Raw genomic sequence first — 16801 nt, forward strand, 5'->3', positions numbered from 1 at the left:
TTCAGGCCTCGTGAATACGCTGCTTGAACGTCCGGCCAATGGCGTGCACACCAGGTTGGTACTGCTCTTCTTCAATAGCGGCCAGGGCCAGGCGCAGGGCGGTTTCGGCGATCTGCTGATGTTGTTGGGCCATGGCGTTGACCGGCAGCGGCAGGAAGTCCAGCAACTGGGTGTCACCAAACGTGCCCAGGCGCAGCGGGCGTGATTTGAGCGGAAAGTCATGCAACGCATCGAACACGCCTTGCAGCAGCACGTAGGACGTGGTCACCAGCGCGTCAGGCAAATGCCCCAGTTGACCCAGAAGTTGCTCCATCAACTGCCGGCCGCAGTCGCGGCTGAACGCATCGCCGTGTTCGACGATCACCTCACCGGTAAAGCCTTCGAGCGCTTCACGGAAACCAGCGGCACGTTCCTGGCTGATGCTCAGCTCGGGCCGTGCGCCGATCAGCACGATCTGCTTGGGCAATGGTTGCAGCAGGCTGCTGGTTAATTGCTGGCACGCCTGGCGGTCGTCGCTGACCACTGAGCAGAATTGATCCGCGCCCATTACCCGGTCGATGGCAATCACCGGCAAACCCTTGACTTGCAGCTCGCGATAACTGTCATCGCTGGCCGGCAGGCAACTGGCCACAAACAACGCATCACAACGGCGGGCGCGGAACAGTTGCAGTAATTGGCGCTCGCTGTCGGCGTCATCGTCGGAGCTGGCGATCAGCAACTGATAGCCACGCGCCCGTGCGCCTTGCTCCAGGAGCTTGGCGATGCGTGCGTAACTTGGGTTTTCCAGGTCGGGCAGGATAAAACCCAAGGTGCGCGTGTGCCGACTGCGCAGCCCGGCGGCCTGGGGGTTGGGGGTAAAGCCATGGGCTTCGACGACAGCGCGCACCCGTTCGACGGTGGCGTTGCTGATGCGTTGCTGTTCGGCCTTGCCATTGATGACGTAGCTGGCGGTGGTCACGGACACACCGGCGAGACGTGCGATATCACTGAGTTTCAAACCGGGATTTCCTTGTTTTTTGGAGCTTGCCCCGACATTTTGTCCAATCGTAACCGATTCCTGTACACGACCAATGTCCTGGCTCAAGCGCCGAGCGGTTCTTCAAGGATGAGTAATTAACGCGTAGTCTTCCATAAAGTCTAGATTAAACGTTTCAGCCAGCGTATTTTTACGAAGATCGCGTCTGAGTAGCTACTGCCAATTGACTGCTCGGTCAGTGTTCATAAACAACCCTTACACTGTTTGTTTAAAACAATACCTAGTGCGCCACCGCACTAACTAGGAGAACGGCATGCTTGAGCTCACTGTAGAGCAGATTTCCATGGGCCAGGTGGCTGTGGATAAATCTGCTGCCTTGCACCTGCTCGCTGAGAAACTGGTGGCCGACGGCCTGGTCGCCGAGGGTTACCTCAGCGGTTTGCAAGCCCGTGAAGCCCAGGGCTCGACCTTCCTCGGCCAAGGTATTGCCATCCCCCATGGCACCCCTGAAACCCGTGACCACGTATTTTCTACCGGTGTGCGCCTGCTCCAGTTCCCCGAAGGGGTGGACTGGGGTGACGGCCAGATCGTGTACTTGGCGATCGGCATTGCCGCTAAATCCGACGAACACCTGCGCCTGTTGCAACTGCTCACCCGGGCCCTCGGCGAAACCGACCTGGGCCAGGCGCTGCGCCGTGCCGGCACTGCCGAAGCGTTGCTGAAGCTGCTGCAAGGTGCGCCGCAGGAGTTGGCACTGGATGCGCAGATGATCGGCCTCGGCGTGTCCGTCGATGATTTCGAAGAGTTGGTGTGGCGCGGCGCACGCCTGTTGCGCCAGGCCGATTGTGTCAGCAACGGTTTCGCCGCCGTCCTGCAGCAGGTCGACGCACTGCCCCTGGGCGATGGCCTGTGGTGGTTGCACAGCGAGCAAACGGTCAAGCGCCCGGGCCTGGCGTTTGTCACTCCGGATAAACCCATGCGTTACCTCGGCCAGCCGCTCAATGGCCTGTTCTGCCTGGCGAGCCTGGGTGAGGCCCACCAAACGCTGCTTGAACGCTTATGTGCCTTGCTGATTGAAGGTCGCGGCCAGGAACTTGGCCGCGCCACCAGCAGCCGCGCGGTGCTTGAAGTGCTCGGCGGCGAACTGCCGCCAGACTGGCCCAGCGCGCGCATCACCCTGGCCAATGCCCACGGCCTGCATGCGCGCCCGGCAAAGATCCTCGCGCAGTTGGCGAAAAGTTTTGAAGGCGACATTCGCGTGCGCATCGTCGATGGCCCGGTGGGCGCCGTGTCGGTGAAAAGCCTGAGCAAGCTGCTCAGCCTCGGCGCGCGTCGCGGTCAGGTGCTGGAGTTTGTCGCCGAGCCGACGATTGCCGGTGATGCACTGCCCGCGCTGTTGGCGGCGGTGCAAGAAGGCCTCGGCGAAGACGTCGAGCCGCTGCCGACCCTGAGTGCCCAGCCCGAAATCCTCGACATCGAGCCGGTGCTCAGCGCGCCGCTGGCCGGCAGCCAGATCCAGGCCATCGCCGCCGCGCCAGGCATTGCCATCGGCCCTGCGCATATCCAGGTTCAGCAGACGTTCGATTACCCGCTGCGCGGCGAATCCTCGGCCATTGAGCGCCAGCGCCTGCAAAGCGCACTGGCCGAGGTGCGCGGTGATATCAACGGCCTGATCGAACGCAGCCAATCCAAGGCTATCCGCGAGATTTTCATCACTCACCAGGAAATGCTCGACGACCCGGAACTGACCGACGAAGTCGACACCCGCCTCAAGCAAGGCGAGAGCGCCGAAGCGGCGTGGATGAGCGTGATCGAAGCCGCCGCCAAGCAGCAGGAGTCTTTGCAGGACGCTTTGCTCGCCGAGCGTGCGGCTGACCTTCGTGATGTCGGCCGACGCGTGCTGGCTCAACTGTGCGGGGTTGAAACGGTTCAGGCGCCAAGCGAACCTTACATTCTGGTCATGGACGAAGTCGGCCCGTCCGACGTTGCACGGCTTGATCCCTCGCGCGTCGCCGGCATCCTCACCGCCCGTGGTGGCGCGACCGCCCACAGCGCCATTGTCGCCCGTGCCCTCGGTATTCCAGCGCTGGTCGGTGCAGGGCCCGCCGTATTGCTGCTGGCCTCCGGTACGCCGTTGCTGCTGGATGGCCAGCGCGGTCGCCTGCATGTCGACGCTGACGCTGCCACCCTGCAGCGCGCCACGGTTGAGCGCGACACCCGTGAACAACGCCTGCAAGCCGCTTCCGCGCAGCGTCATGAACCTGCATTGACCCGTGACGGCCACGCCGTAGAAGTGTTTGCCAACATCGGCGAAAGCGCCGGTGTCGCCAGCGCAGTAGAGCAGGGTGCCGAAGGCATCGGTTTGCTGCGTACCGAACTGATTTTCATGGCCCACCCGCAAGCGCCGGACGAAACCACCCAGGAAGCCGAGTACCGCCGCGTACTCGATGGCCTCGGTGGTCGCCCATTGGTCGTTCGTACCCTTGATGTCGGTGGTGACAAGCCGCTGCCGTATTGGCCGATTGCCCAGGAAGAAAACCCCTTCCTCGGCGTGCGCGGGATTCGTCTCACCTTGCAACGCCCGCAGATTATGGAGGCGCAACTGCGCGCGCTGCTGCGCTCGGCGGACAACCGCCCATTGCGCATCATGTTCCCCATGGTCGGCAGCGTCGACGAATGGCGCGCGGCCCGCGACATGACCGAGCGCCTGCGCCTGGAAATCCCGGTGGCCGACCTGCAATTGGGCATCATGATCGAAGTGCCATCGGCCGCTTTGCTTGCGCCGGTATTGGCCAAGGAAGTCGACTTCTTCAGCGTCGGCACCAACGACCTGACCCAGTACACCCTGGCCATCGACCGCGGCCACCCGACCTTGTCGGCCCAGGCTGATGGCCTGCACCCGGCGGTGTTGCAACTGATCGACATCACCGTGCGCGCCGCCCATGCCCATGGCAAATGGGTAGGGGTGTGCGGCGAATTGGCGGCGGACCCGCTGGCAGTGCCGGTGCTGATCGGCCTGGGGGTGGATGAGTTGAGTGTGTCGGCCCGCAGCATTCCTGAAGTGAAGGCGCGGGTGCGCGAATTCAGTCTGAGCGAGGCCCAGGGCCTGGCGCAAAAAGCACTCGCGGTGGGCTCGCCCGCCGAAGTGCGTGCCCTAGTGGAGGCCGTGTAGATGGCAAGGATTCTGACCCTGACGCTGAACCCGGCGTTGGACCTCACGGTGCGCCTGGCGCGCCTGGAACCGGGTGAAGTGAACCGCAGCGAAGCCGTGCTCACCCATGCCGCCGGCAAGGGCGTGAATGTGGCGCAGGTGCTGGCGGATTTGGGCCATCACGTGAGCGTGGGTGGTTTTCTCGGTGCGGCAAACCCCGAGGCGTTTGATGCACTGATTGCCAGTCGTGGATTTGGCGACGCGTTCATTCGCGTGCCGGGCGAAACCCGGAGCAACATCAAGATTGCCGAACAAGACGGCCGGGTTACCGACATCAATGCGCCGGGGCCTGTGGTCAGTGAGCAGGCGCAACGAGAACTGCTCAAGAGGATTGCGATGATCGGCCCTGAATTCGATGCGGTGGTGGTGGCCGGCAGCTTACCGCGCGGCGTCAGCCCGCAGTGGTTTCAGGGCTTGCTCGAGGAACTCAAGGCGCTCGGTTTGAAAGTCGCCCTGGACACCAGTGGCGAAGCGCTGCGCGCCGGCTTGAAGGCTGGCCCGTGGATGGTCAAACCCAACACCGAAGAGCTGGCCGAAGCCTTGGGAAATGCCACGGACGCGATCAGTCAGTTGCATCAGCAGGGCGTGGAGCATGTGGTGGTTTCCGACGGTGCCGCCGGCGTGAGCTGGTACAGCCCGGCCGGGGCACTGCATGCCACGCCGCCACAGGTGACGGTCGCCAGTACCGTCGGCGCCGGCGACTCGCTGCTGGCCGGGATGCTGCACGGTGTGCTCAGTGGCAATGCGCCGGAGCACACCCTGCGCCGGGCCACGGCGATTGCCGCCATGGCCGTCACGCAGATTGGTTTCGGCATCAGCGATGACGCGCAGTTGGCGCGTCTCGAAAGCGGTGTACACGTACGCCCGCTGACAGAACAATAAGAGGGTTTGTGATGAAATTAGCCATTGTTACTGCCTGCCCGAACGGTATGGTCACCAGTGTGCTGTGCGCTCGCTTGTTGGACGCTGCCGCGCAGCGCCAGGGCTGGAGCACCAGCGTTGAGGTGGTGGACGTACAGCGCCCGGAACGCCAGTTGTCCCAGGCCACGATTGATGACGCTGAGTGGGTGTTGCTGGTCAGCAGCACCCCCGTCGACATGCAACGGTTTGTCGGCAAACGCGTGTTCCAGAGCACCCCGGCCCAGGCGCTGGCGGATGTCGACGCCGTGTTGCGTCGCGGCGCCGAAGAGGCGCAGGTCTACGTCGCGGCTGCAGCTGTAGCCAAAGATACACCGCGCATCGTCGCGATTACGGCCTGCCCAACGGGCGTCGCCCACACCTTCATGGCCGCCGAAGCCTTGCAGCAGACGGCCAAGCGTTTGGGCTATGACTTGCAGGTCGAAACCCAGGGTTCGGTCGGCGCACGCACGCCATTGAGTCCGCAAGCGATTGCGAATGCCGACGTGGTGCTGCTGGCGGCCGATATTGAAGTGGCCACCGAGCGCTTCGCCGGCAAGAAAATCTACCGCTGCGGCACCGGTATTGCCCTCAAGCAGTCCGAAGCCACCCTCAACAAGGCCCTCGCCGAAGGTGCCGTGGAAAGCGCCGCCAGCGGCGCGGTGGCCAAGAAAGAAAAAACCGGTGTGTACAAACACCTGCTGACCGGCGTGTCGTTCATGTTGCCGATGGTGGTGGCGGGCGGGTTGTTGATTGCGTTGTCGTTCGTCTTCGGTATTCACGCGTTTGAACAAGAGGGCACGCTCGCCGCTGCGCTGAAAACCGTTGGCGATCGCGCTTTCATGCTGATGGTGCCGCTGCTGGCGGGCTACATCGCCTACTCGATTGCCGACCGTCCTGGCATTGCGCCGGGGATGATCGGCGGCCTGTTGGCGGGCACCTTGGGCGCGGGTTTTATCGGCGGCATCCTCGCCGGTTTCCTGGCAGGCTACTGCGTCAAGTTCATCTCGCGTGCGGTGCAATTGCCGCAGAGTCTGGAAGCGCTCAAGCCGATCCTGATCATCCCGTTGCTGGCAAGCCTGTTCACCGGCCTGGCGATGATCTACCTGGTGGGCCCGCCGGTGGCGCGTCTGCTCACGGGCCTTACTGACTTCCTCAGCACCATGGGCACCACCAATGCGGTGCTGCTGGGCATCCTGCTGGGCGGCATGATGTGCGTCGACCTCGGCGGGCCGATCAACAAGGCGGCGTATGCGTTCTCGGTCGGCTTGCTGGCGGCGTCCAGCGGTGCACCGATGGCCGCGACCATGGCCGCCGGCATGGTGCCGCCCATCGGCATGGGCATTGCTACGTTCCTGGCGCGACGCAAGTTCGCCCAGGCCGAACGCGAAGCCGGCAAGGCGGCGATGATCCTCGGCATGTGCTTTATCTCTGAAGGCGCGATCCCGTTTGCCGCCAAGGACCCGCTGCGCGTTATCCCGGCCAGCATCGCCGGCGGCGCCTTGACCGGTGCGCTGTCGATGTACTTCGGCTGCAAACTGGCGGCGCCCCATGGTGGGTTGTTTGTGCTGATCATCCCGAATGCGATGAACCATGCGCTGTTGTATCTGCTGGCAATCGTTGCCGGTAGCCTGTTGACGGGGTTGGTGTACGCGCTGATCAAGCGTCCGGAGGCTGTAGAACTGGTGGTCGCGCCGACCTGATGGCCAGCGCCGGCACTAGGGGCAAGGTGTCGTGGCAGCGCGGGGGTGTTCGCGGCTGAGCATCGGCATGGAAAGGCGGCCTCGGGGTCGCCTGGAGCCTCAAGGGGGTCACGTTCGTCTAAGCCCCCTTAATATGCCGCCCACTGGCGTCAGGCTGGCCGTCAATGCATCCAACAAGGCACTGACCTTCGGCAGTGCCTGACGGCTTTTGATCCAGGCAAGATTGATCGGAATGCCCTCGGTTGCCAGGTGGGGCAACACTTCCACCAAGGTGCCCTCTTCCAGCTGCTGATTAATCAGCCACGATGGCAATTGCGCGATACCACAGCCAGCCAATACCGCCATCAACAAGCCTTCGCCATTGCCGATCACCAACCCCGCAGCCACCGGCTGGCGTTTTATCCTGCCCGGATGATCACCTGCGAAACTCCACGGGGTGATAACGCCATCCACCCAGCCATAGGCGATGCACTGGTGATGCTCCAGATCCTGCTCTGTGAGCGGCGTGCCGTGCCTGGCCAAATAGCTCGGCGATGCGCAGAAGGTATGCCACTCACTGGCCAGGTAACGATGCGCCACTCGTTCGGGCCAGACATCAGCCCCGCCAATGCGCACCATCACATCCACGCCCTCCTGGAACGGGTCGATCAGCCCGTCGGAGAACGTGATGTGCGGTATCACCAGTGGGTGATCCTGCATGAACTGCAGGAGCGTAGGGAGCACTTGTGCGCGGCCGAACGCGCCTGGAAGGTCGATTCGAATCCGTCCACGCGGCTCGATATTGTCGATTTGCAGTGACAACTCTGCCTCTTCAAGGTCGGCGAGCACACCGGTGCAGGTGCGATAGAACGCGATCCCTGCATCGGTCAGCGCAAGGCGTCGGGTCGTGCGTTGAAAAAGCCGGGTGCCCAATCGGCTCTCCAGCCGGGCGACACTTTTACTGATCGCGGAGCCTGTCAAATTCATTCTCTCGGCAGCTGCCTTGAAGCTGCCGGTCTCCGAGACGCAGACGAACACATCAATCCCTTTCAAGCGCTCTGAGGAAAACATACGAACCCTGTATCCATGAATTTAGTTCCACCTATCTGGTAAAAATTATCATAAATCAGAACGTGGCGCGGCGGTAAGCTAGAAGCACGAATACCTGTGAGTGATTCGCTATTCGCAATGTCATAAAAATGACCTATTGGATCGAAGAGGCGAGGATGCTGGTCACCTTTAAAAGGAATCTGACGACGTTAAGTGCTCTTTCTCAGCACTTCGTATATCGACCACTTTATGAGCAATCGCTGAGTCACCTGTTTGGGGGACAGCTTTGCTTTATATTTCCGAGCATTCTCATGCAGCAGAAATAGGGCAAAACTCCTTATAGGTCATTAATGGCGCCTCCCTGTTCAGGGCGCGATCGCGTGGGTGATGTCGGCCGCGGAGTCCGCAGTAAATAAAGTTTGCTGTTTTGTAAAAAATAAGTTGTGTTTGCGCAAACCATTGTCGGCAAGGAGCAATAAATGCTTTCCAAGGAAGTTTATACACTGGCATGTGCAGGGTTGAAGAAGTTGGCACTCAACCAGGCGTGTCGCGAAGCGTTCGATAAAAACTCATTGTTTTTCAAATTGTTCGAGCACGCCGCCCATCGTTACATTATCGCGTCGGACGCGCAGGAGCTGAGCGGTAAGCTGCATCAGCTTGCGGCAAAAGGCTATCAGCTCGGTGTTGAATATGTGGGTGAAGAGAATCATGATCCCCAAGTTGTAAAAGGCTTTGTCAGCGAATACCTGAGTGCCATTCAAACGTTTGCCCGCGCTAATTTAAAACCACAGTTGGGGTTTGATTTAAGTGCCGTGGGTATGCTCATTTCCCAGGAAACGGCTTATCACAATGCTGTCACTATCCTGTCGGCGGCGGCGGAGCACGATATCCCCGTCATGATCAGTATGGAGCACTCTTCGGCAGTCGATAAAATTCTGCAAGTGTATGCCGAACTTGCCCCGGCCCATCACAATGTCGGTATTACCGTGCAGGCGCATTTGCATAGGACCGTCGAGGATTTACCGCGCATCATCAGCTATGGCCGTAAAGTCAGATTGGTCAAAGGGGTTTACAACGAGGCGCCTGAAATTGCTCTACCTCGTGGTGAAGAACTGGATAAACGCTACCTGGCGTTACTTGACGATTTACTGGTCGCCAATATTCCTGTGAGTTGTGCAACGCAAGATCCCAACTTGATCAAGCGTCTTTTCGACGGTGTTTATCACTTGAAGATCCAGGAACTGGAGATGCTCCACGGCGTGCAACCGGATGTGTTGCGCAGCGTCAGGGAGGGGGGCCTGACCTGCCGGATTGCCGCAGTTTATGGTGATAGCTGGTACCTGCATTTCCTGCACCGCCTGGCGGAGTCGCCGGACAACGTCCTTGAGGCACTTGCCGACTTCTACGACCCCTCGCGTATCACCTTCGGCGCTGGTTATTAAAGGAGCAGTCATGTTTATCGATCTCAGAAGCGATACCGTCACCAAGCCAACGGAAGGCATGCGCAAGGCTATCTACCAGGCGGAAGTCGGGGATGAATGTTTCGGCGAAGACCCGAGTGTGCGTGCCCTGGAAGCGTTCTGCGCCAACTACTTCCAGAAGGAAGCAGCACTCTTTACTACCGGCGGCACACTGAGCAACCAACTCGCGATCAAGTCCCTCACCCAGCCCGGTGATGAGATTTTTCTGGATGCCTCCTACCACATCAACTATTACGAGGCCGCCGCAACCTCGGCGTTTTCCGGGGTCAACTTTTCATTGTCGGCCCACGACAACGGGTTGTTTGATATCAGTGACCTGGAAAAGTTGTATGCCTCGCGCTGCCGCTGGAACCAGAATTACGCCTTGCCGCGTGTGGTGGTGATTGAAAACACCCTTGGGTGCAAAGGCGGCGCGATTTTTCCTCTGGCGCAGATGAACGAAGTCTTCGGTTATGCCAAGACTATCGACGCCTATCGTTACCTGGATGGTGCTCGCATCCTCCATGCCTCTATCGCTTCCGGCATTGATGTGACCTCCTACACGGAAAACGCCGACCTCATGTCGATGTGTCTATCCAAGGCTCTTGGCGCACCTGTGGGCTCGATCATGGTGGGTTCCAAAGAGCTGATCCAGCGCGCCAGGAAATACCGTAAATGGTTTGGCGGCGATCTTCATCAGGCCGGCATGATGGCTGCGGCCGGGCTCTATGCGATGCATAACAATATTGAGCGTCTGGCCGAGGATCATGAGCATGCGGCCCTGCTGCACCGCCTGCTCAGCGATATCGATGAGACGCCTGCGCACTACAAGGGCACCAATATGGTGACCCTGGACATTTCTTCGTTGGGCATGACACCGATGCAATTTGGCATTCACCTGAGCCAACAAGGTGTCGCCGGCTTGCCCTATAACGCACGGGAAATGCGCTTTATGCCGCATATCAATATCAGCCGCGCCGACATCCTCAGGGCGGCGGGCATAATCAAAACCGCCGTGCGTGAATTGAGTTCATCACAGGAGGCAATCAAATGATCTATAAGAAAAATATCGTATTGATTGTCGACGCCTACTCGATTGGCAGTTTGATCGCGCCTGCGTTCATGTCACGGGGGTATGAATGTGTGCACGTGCGTTCGACCGCCGACGTGAATGCGTTTTATGAGGCTTGGTTGCGCACCGGGGATTTCATCAACGACCTGCTTTATCGTTCGGATGCAGAGTTGCAGCAGGCACTGTCTGAGTACAACGTGCAATTCGTACTGGCCGGTTGTGAGTTCGGCGTCGAGTTAGCGGCTCATCTGGCTGCCCTATTCAACGTCCCGCGCCATAACAATCCAGCCCACGCCGTGCGCTGGCGTGACAAGTACCAAATGCACGAGGCGTTGTTCCGGGCGGGTGTACGTTCGATCAAGCACTTCAAGTCAGATGCGCTGCCGGGCATTCTGGACTGGGTCAAGGAAAACCAGATGCTGCCGGTGGTATTGAAACCGGTTAAAAGCGCCGGTTCCGACAACATCCACATTTGCACCGACGTCAGCCAGATTGAACACGCCTTCGAGGTTATCAAATCCAGTCGCAATATCTTTCTGGAAAGTAATGAAGAAATCCTGGTGCAGCAATACCTGGACAACTCGGATTTCAACTCGGAGTTGTTGCTCAGCAAGTCCAAAGACGTCGACATCGAGTACTGCGTCAATACGGTGAGTATCGATGGCCTGCACTATGTCAGCGAAATTATCCGTGTCTACCGCACCCGTATCGGTGCCTCGCCGGTGCATGATTACAACCAGTTGATGTGCCCGGTGGACAATGCCGATGTCTATAGTCGACTGTCCGGTTACATATTCTCCGTACTCGACGCGCTGGGCATCCGGCACGGCGTCGGGCATAGCGAATTGATGATCGTCAATGACGAACCGGTATTGCTGGAGACGGCTGCGCGCATGCCGGGCGGTATCGATCTTTCGGCCTATACCCGAGCCCTGGGGCATAACCAGTTGAGTCTGTGGATCGACTCGTTGATTAACCCAGAGGCCTTTCTCGACTACCGCCAACGGTCGCGAAAAAATCTCTACTTTCATTCCAGCTGTGTGTTTCTCATCTCACGGCATGCGGGGCCGATCAAGCGTACGCCGGACATCACAGCATGGAAGGCGATCCCTGGGGTGCACAGCATAAAGATCCAGGATGACGGTGTACTCAAGCCGACCATTTCCCTGGAAAACAGCCCCGGTCATGTATTCATCCTCGACAGCAACCGAGCGAACATTCAGCACAGTATTGAAGTGCTGCGTGAGCACGAGGCAAGCGTATACAGGGAAATGCTGGCATGAAGAACGTCTCGGAGGGGTTGGTAGTCCAGAGTCAGGCCAGAGTCTATGACAGAACGGTGATTTTGCTGCTGTCGGCGACCTTCATCCTGACCGTTGCCAGGGCACTGGCGTTGCCCTATCTGGTTATTTACTTCTCCGAGGCATTCGGCCTGGGCGTTGCGGATATCGGTATCGCGGTTGGCGGGGCATTGATCGTCAGTTCAATCCTGGGGGTCTATGGCGGGTTCCTGGTAGACAGGTTCTCCAACTACCGGATCATGCTCGCTGCCGCGACAGTGTTCTCGCTTGCGTTCGCGGTGGCCTTCCAGGTGACCAGCCTGGTGCCGTTCATCATCGCGATTGTGGTAGTGAACCTGGCCTATGCGGTGGTGGATATCGCGGTCAAATCCGGCATAGGTTTTCTGGTGGCGCCGGACAAGCGCGGCGGGGTGTTCTCGCTGAAGTACACCCTGACCAACGTCGGCTATGCCATCGGCCCTTTTCTCGGTGTGATGTTTGCCAAAGTCAGCCCCGGGATGCCATTTGCGGTGGCTGCATTGATCGGGGCGGTCTTTGTCGTGCTGTATGGGCTGGTGGGTGGCCGAATTCCTCGTTCGTCTGGCGGTGTGAGTGGCGGTAGCGGATCGAGTTTTGTCAACGTACTGGTGCATTTGGTTACGAACTATCGGCTGGTGTGTTTCACGATCGGCGGCATTCTCAGCGCCATTGTGTTTGGGCAGTTCACGGCCTACCTGTCGCAATACCTGATCGTGACGAGCGATCCGCAAAATGCGTATCGGATTATCAATTACCTGGTCACTACTAACGCCTGTGTGGTTATCAGTCTTCAATATTTGATCGGCTCCCGGATCAACCAGCACAACCTGTTTCGCATGTTGATGCTGGGAATGCTGTTCTTTGTGATAGGGCTGATGGGTTTCGCCTACGCGCAGATGCCGGCTATTTGGGTACTTGCGATGATTGTTTTTACCGTGGGTGAAATCATCATTATTCCGGCGGAATACTTGTTTATTGATTATATTGCGCCGGAGGATATGCGCGGCGTTTACTACGGTGCGCAGAACTTGTCGAATCTGGGGGCGGCCCTCGGTCCGGTATTGTGTGGCGTTGCGTTATCGCTTTATGCCCCCCAGGCGATGTTTTATGTCTTATCGATGTGCATCGTGGTGGCGAGCGGTTTCTATTTTATGGGCTCACGACAAAGGGCTGATGGATGATTCACTTTAATACGGCAGGGGCGGGTCGTATTTCTTCTGAAACGTTGCATCTGATGCAGGTTTACTTACAAGAGGAATATGCAATCGGCGCGTATGAAACCGAACTTTCCTACGCCGCAACGCTGGACGGCGAAGTGTATGAAAACATCGCCCGGTTGCTTGGCACAAACGCACGAAATATTGCTCTTTTCGATGGCGCTACCAAGGCTTGGGTAACGGCGTTGAACGTGCTGCGCTGGCCCAAGGGGGCGCGTGTCGTGGTCACGCCCTATGAGTACGCCGGCAATCTGATCGCACTGTCCGAGTTGCAGCGCCGATATGGCGTTGTGGTTGATGTGATGCCGTTGCTCGCAAATGGTGACCTGGACCTGCAATGGCTGGCACAGCACATGAGCGCGCAAGTCATGCTGGTCTCGGTGGTGCACGTGCCGTCGTGCTGCGGCATCGTGAACGATGTTGAGGCAGTGGGTAATATTTTGCGTGATTACCCGTGTTTCTACTTTGTCGATGCCTGTCAGTCGGCGGGCATGCTGCCTCTGGATGTGCGCGCGATGGGTGCCGATGTGCTGACCGCCGCCGGCAGGAAGTTTCTTTGCGGGCCCAGAGGCACGGGGTTTGCCTACCTGTCCGAGGATTTTATGGCGGCTGCGCAACCGCGCTTCACTGACTTGAGCAGGGCCAGTGTTGATGTGCGCGGGGAGGTGAGCCTGGGGGTTGAGGATGCCCGGCGTTATGAGTATGCCGAGCGTAACAATGCGGCAGTGGTTGGCTTGAACCAGGCGATCAAAGAGCGTCTGTCTGTGGCCTATAACGTTGAGCGTGGGACCTACCGGTTTCTTTATCAGCAACTGGCACAAACGGCGCACATCAGTGTCATCGCTCCTGGTGCACAACAAGCGGGGATCATTTCATTGACCCATGCTAATTATTCGGCAACTGAACTTGTCGCTTATATGCGCACGCGGGGCGTGAATGGCTGGCCGGGGTATGCCTCGCATACGCCTTACTATATGTTGGGGCAAGGGCATGATCGCTTTGTGCGCCTGTCGATTAATAATAAAAACAGTCTTGAAGATGTGCAGGTATTCATGGATCTGTTGGCAAAAATGTAACATTCGGATTATATAAATGTCGTGGAGATGGGAAGGCGATGATCGCCGATTATCTGTCTGTCAGCTAAAGCAGTTGCACTTTATTAAGTGGCTTCGCGAATTGAGGTGTGGTAATCAAACTCGCGTCGCAAGGCTCGTTTTTATAACTTCGCGCATCTGGGGCAATTGCACTGAGCGCCTCGTACTGAGGAAAAGGAATTCTGATGAGTAAAGTAAACAAATTCAATCCTGCCAATGAAGTGAAACAACGACTGCGTGCACTTTATAAAAAGGACAATTGGCATTGGATGGTGGCGGTGCTGGCCGACCTGGCCGTTATCTCGCTGGCGGTGTTTTTTGCAGATCGCTACAACTACCTGTACCCACTGGCTCTCCTGTTCATAGGCTCCCGACAACGGGCCTTGGCCTCGCTTCTGCACGAAGCGGCGCACATGACGCTGACCCAAAGTAAAAAGCTCAACAAAGTCATCGGCGAGTATTTGCTCGGCTACCCGATCTTCCAGAATTATGAGGCTTACCGTCGCTCCCACGTGCAGCTTCACCATCACAATCTCGGTGACCCCTATAAAGATCCGGACCACCGCTATTACATCGAATCGGGCCTGTATAACGCGACTGACCGCTTCGATTTCCTGATCGGACATTTGCTCAAGAGCCTGACACTGGCCAATACCTATCGTTACTTCCTCTACCTGGTGAAGAACCGGGCCGGGGATATCCTGGCCAACCCGTCCCAAGGTTTGAAATTGCTGGGCGTTCACACGGTACTGTTGCTGGTTTTCAGCTACTTCGTCGGTCCATGGGCTTATGTATTGTTTTGGCTGGTGCCGTATTTCACGGTGTTCCAGGTCATTGGCTGGTTATCTGAAGTCTCCGAGCACTTCGGTATGTTTGGCCTCTACCAAGAAGAGGTGCAGCTCACGCGCAATCGCTTCCCCACGCTGCTTGAGCGTTCGATCATCGGGATGCATGGCGATAACTACCACCTGACCCACCACCTGTTTGCCGGTATCCCATTCTGGAACTTGAAGAAAGCGCATCAGGTGTTGATGGACGACGAGCGTTACGCCGCCGCCAACCAAGGTTGCGGTGGGATTTTCACGGCAAAGGGCGATGCCAAATCCAGCATTGATCAAATATTCGAGGCTTATCGCAGCGGAAAAATCAGCGCCGTTACCGTCGCCTGACGCATTCTCGGCTGGACTGTCATAGTCGCTTCATCCGGCCATGTTTAAGTTGTCCTTTTGAAAGTCAGAGGGCACCTGCATGAGCCACTTCGATCTCGGTCGCCGCCGCGTGATGCAAGCCGTCGGCGCCGGCCTGTTACTGCCGGGCCTGGCCCCGGCAGTGATCGCCTCAGTGAAGGACCGCCCGCAACTCACTGACGGTGTGCAGTCCGGCGACCTGCTCGGCGACCGCGCGATGATCTGGAGCCGCAGCGACCGCCCCGCGCGCATGGTGGTGGAGTGGGACACCCGCAGCGTGTTCAGCAACCCGCGCACATTCATCTCGCCGCTTGCCGACAATCGCACCGACTTTACCGCCCGTGTCGAACTCACCGGGCTGCCCGCCGACCAGGCGATTTTCTACCGCGTGCATTTCGAAGACGCCCAGACCGGTGTCGCCAGCGAACCCTGGTTCGGCCACCTGCGCAGCGTGCCGCAACAGCGCCGTGATATTCGTTTTGTGTGGAGCGGCGACACCGTCGGCCAAGGCTTCGGCATCAACCCGGATATCGGCGGCATGCGCATCTACGAAGCCATGCGCCTGCGCCTGCCGGACTTCTTTATCCACAGCGGCGACACCATCTACGCCGACGGCCCGGTGCCGGCGCAGCTGACCACCGAAAGCGGGCGCATCTGGCGCAATATCACCACCGAAGCCAAGAGCAAAGTTGCCGAAACCCTGGATGAGTATCGCGGCAATTACCGCTACAACCTCATGGACGAAAACGTGCGGCGCTTCAACGCCGAGGTGCCGCAGATCTGGCAATGGGACGACCACGAAGTGGTGAACAACTGGTCGCCGAGCAAGCAGCTCGATGAGCGTTACCAGAACAAGGACATCAACACCTTGGTCGGCCGCGCGCGCCAGGCCTGGTTGGAATATTCCCCGATGCGCCGGCAAAGCGCCGATGGCGGCGGGCGGATTTATCGCAAGCTCAGTTATGGGCCGTTGCTGGATGTGTTCGTGCTGGATATGCGCAGTTATCGTGGCCCCAACGATGACAACCTGGGCGGCGAAAAACCCTTCCTCGGTCGTGAGCAATTGGACTGGCTCAAGGGCGAACTCAAGGCGTCCCAGGCGCAGTGGAAAGTGATCGCCGCCGACATGCCCATTGGTCTTGGCGTGCCTGACGGTGAGGTGAGCCCCGGTGTAGCGCGCTGGGAAGCCATCGCTAACAATGACCCGGGTGCGCCGCAAGGTCGCGAGTTGGAAATTGCCGAATTGCTGGGCTTTTTAAGGGCTCAGAAGGTGCGCAACCATGTGTGGTTGACGGCGGATGTGCACTACTGCGCGGCGCATCACTACCACCCGGATCGCGCCGCGTTCCAGGATTTTGAACCGTTCTGGGAGTTTGTCGCCGGGCCGCTGAACGCGGGGAGTTTCGGGCCTAATCCGCTGGATAAAACCTTTGGGCCCGAGGTGGTGTTCGAGAAGGCACCACCGGCACAGAACACCTCACCGTTTGCCGGATTCCAGTTTTTTGGCGAGGTGCAGATTGATGGGCAGACGGCGGAGTTGACGGTCATCCTTCGTGATCTGGATGGCGTCTGCGTATTCGAGCAAAAGCTGCAACCCGCCTGACTTGGAATGCAATCAAAACTGTGGGAGCGAGCA

Annotated in this window: 12 protein-coding genes; 10 read left to right on the forward strand and 2 right to left on the reverse strand. The window is 58.6% G+C overall.

The window, feature by feature from the left end; genetic code table 11:
* Position 1: 1 nt before the first annotated feature.
* Positions 2-997, reverse strand: a complete 996-nt coding sequence (cra, locus tag AACY08_RS04930) for a catabolite repressor/activator (RefSeq protein ID WP_339468406.1) — start codon at positions 995-997, stop codon at positions 2-4.
* Positions 998-1289: 292 nt separating this feature from the next.
* On the opposite strand from cra, the gene ptsP reads away from it, so the two are divergent.
* Genes ptsP through AACY08_RS04945 form a run of 3 tightly spaced genes read left to right on the forward strand, consistent with a single transcriptional unit; the run spans position 1290 to position 6787 of the window.
* A complete protein-coding gene (ptsP, locus tag AACY08_RS04935; RefSeq protein ID WP_339468408.1) occupies positions 1290-4148 on the forward strand; it encodes a phosphoenolpyruvate--protein phosphotransferase in 2859 nt (952 codons plus the stop codon).
* Positions 4149-5069 carry a 1-phosphofructokinase gene (pfkB, locus tag AACY08_RS04940; RefSeq protein WP_339468410.1) on the forward strand — a complete coding sequence of 307 codons (921 nt, stop codon included), beginning with the start codon at positions 4149-4151 and terminating at the stop codon, positions 5067-5069.
* A gap of 11 nt (positions 5070-5080) precedes the next feature.
* A complete protein-coding gene (locus AACY08_RS04945; RefSeq protein ID WP_339468411.1) occupies positions 5081-6787 on the forward strand; it encodes a PTS fructose-like transporter subunit IIB in 1707 nt (568 codons plus the stop codon).
* Positions 6788-6895: 108 nt separating this feature from the next.
* Here AACY08_RS04945 and AACY08_RS04950 read toward each other — a convergent pair whose 3' ends face one another.
* Entirely contained in the window at positions 6896-7837 is a 942-nt protein-coding gene (locus AACY08_RS04950; protein WP_339468413.1) for a LysR family transcriptional regulator, read from the reverse strand.
* A 458-nt stretch (positions 7838-8295) separates the two neighbouring features.
* Here AACY08_RS04950 and AACY08_RS04955 point away from each other — a divergent pair, with 458 nt between their 5' ends.
* The 7 genes from AACY08_RS04955 (at position 8296) to AACY08_RS04985 (ending at position 16768) form a co-directional block, all read left to right on the forward strand.
* The gene (locus tag AACY08_RS04955) at positions 8296-9258 is read left to right on the forward strand and encodes a proline dehydrogenase family protein (protein WP_339468415.1); all 963 of its coding nucleotides are present in this window, start codon (positions 8296-8298) and stop codon (positions 9256-9258) included.
* On the forward strand, positions 9209-10330 hold the full coding sequence (locus AACY08_RS04960) for a threonine aldolase family protein (RefSeq protein ID WP_339468416.1): 1122 nt from the start codon (positions 9209-9211) through the stop codon (positions 10328-10330). The genes AACY08_RS04955 and AACY08_RS04960 overlap by 50 nt, the downstream gene beginning before the upstream one ends.
* Complete coding sequence (locus AACY08_RS04965; protein WP_339468417.1) at positions 10327-11631, forward strand: hypothetical protein; 1305 nt, start codon at positions 10327-10329, stop codon at positions 11629-11631. The genes AACY08_RS04960 and AACY08_RS04965 overlap by 4 nt, the downstream gene beginning before the upstream one ends.
* Positions 11628-12848 carry an MFS transporter gene (locus tag AACY08_RS04970; RefSeq protein ID WP_339468418.1) on the forward strand — a complete coding sequence of 407 codons (1221 nt, stop codon included), beginning with the start codon at positions 11628-11630 and terminating at the stop codon, positions 12846-12848. Before AACY08_RS04965 ends, AACY08_RS04970 begins: the two co-directional genes overlap by 4 nt.
* Positions 12845-13960 carry an aminotransferase class V-fold PLP-dependent enzyme gene (locus tag AACY08_RS04975; protein WP_339468420.1) on the forward strand — a complete coding sequence of 372 codons (1116 nt, stop codon included), beginning with the start codon at positions 12845-12847 and terminating at the stop codon, positions 13958-13960. Before AACY08_RS04970 ends, AACY08_RS04975 begins: the two co-directional genes overlap by 4 nt.
* 203 nt (positions 13961-14163) lie before the next feature.
* Positions 14164-15147 (forward strand): guanitoxin biosynthesis L-arginine gamma (S) hydroxylase, encoded by a 984-nt coding sequence (gene gntB, locus AACY08_RS04980; protein ID WP_339468422.1) that lies wholly within the window; start codon positions 14164-14166, stop codon positions 15145-15147.
* A gap of 79 nt (positions 15148-15226) precedes the next feature.
* Positions 15227-16768 carry an alkaline phosphatase D family protein gene (locus AACY08_RS04985; protein ID WP_339468423.1) on the forward strand — a complete coding sequence of 514 codons (1542 nt, stop codon included), beginning with the start codon at positions 15227-15229 and terminating at the stop codon, positions 16766-16768.
* The last annotated feature ends 33 nt before the right edge of the window (positions 16769-16801 follow it).

Source organism: Pseudomonas sp. EL_65y_Pfl1_R83 (assembly GCF_963970695.1).
GTDB lineage: Bacteria > Pseudomonadota > Gammaproteobacteria > Pseudomonadales > Pseudomonadaceae > Aquipseudomonas > Aquipseudomonas tritici.

Excerpts from the sequence above, each read along its gene's own strand:
- ptsP (WP_339468408.1), top strand. The coding sequence starts at position 1,290 with ATGCTTGAGCTCACTGTAGAGCAGATTTCCATGGGCCAGGTGGCTGTG.
- pfkB (WP_339468410.1), top strand. The coding sequence starts at position 4,149 with ATGGCAAGGATTCTGACCCTGACGCTGAACCCGGCGTTGGACCTCACG.
- AACY08_RS04945 (WP_339468411.1), top strand. The coding sequence starts at position 5,081 with ATGAAATTAGCCATTGTTACTGCCTGCCCGAACGGTATGGTCACCAGT.
- AACY08_RS04950 (WP_339468413.1), bottom strand. The coding sequence starts at position 7,837 with ATGTTTTCCTCAGAGCGCTTGAAAGGGATTGATGTGTTCGTCTGCGTC.
- AACY08_RS04955 (WP_339468415.1), top strand. The coding sequence starts at position 8,296 with ATGCTTTCCAAGGAAGTTTATACACTGGCATGTGCAGGGTTGAAGAAG.
- AACY08_RS04965 (WP_339468417.1), top strand. The coding sequence starts at position 10,327 with ATGATCTATAAGAAAAATATCGTATTGATTGTCGACGCCTACTCGATT.
- AACY08_RS04970 (WP_339468418.1), top strand. The coding sequence starts at position 11,628 with ATGAAGAACGTCTCGGAGGGGTTGGTAGTCCAGAGTCAGGCCAGAGTC.
- AACY08_RS04975 (WP_339468420.1), top strand. The coding sequence starts at position 12,845 with ATGATTCACTTTAATACGGCAGGGGCGGGTCGTATTTCTTCTGAAACG.
- gntB (WP_339468422.1), top strand. The coding sequence starts at position 14,164 with ATGAGTAAAGTAAACAAATTCAATCCTGCCAATGAAGTGAAACAACGA.
- AACY08_RS04985 (WP_339468423.1), top strand. The coding sequence starts at position 15,227 with ATGAGCCACTTCGATCTCGGTCGCCGCCGCGTGATGCAAGCCGTCGGC.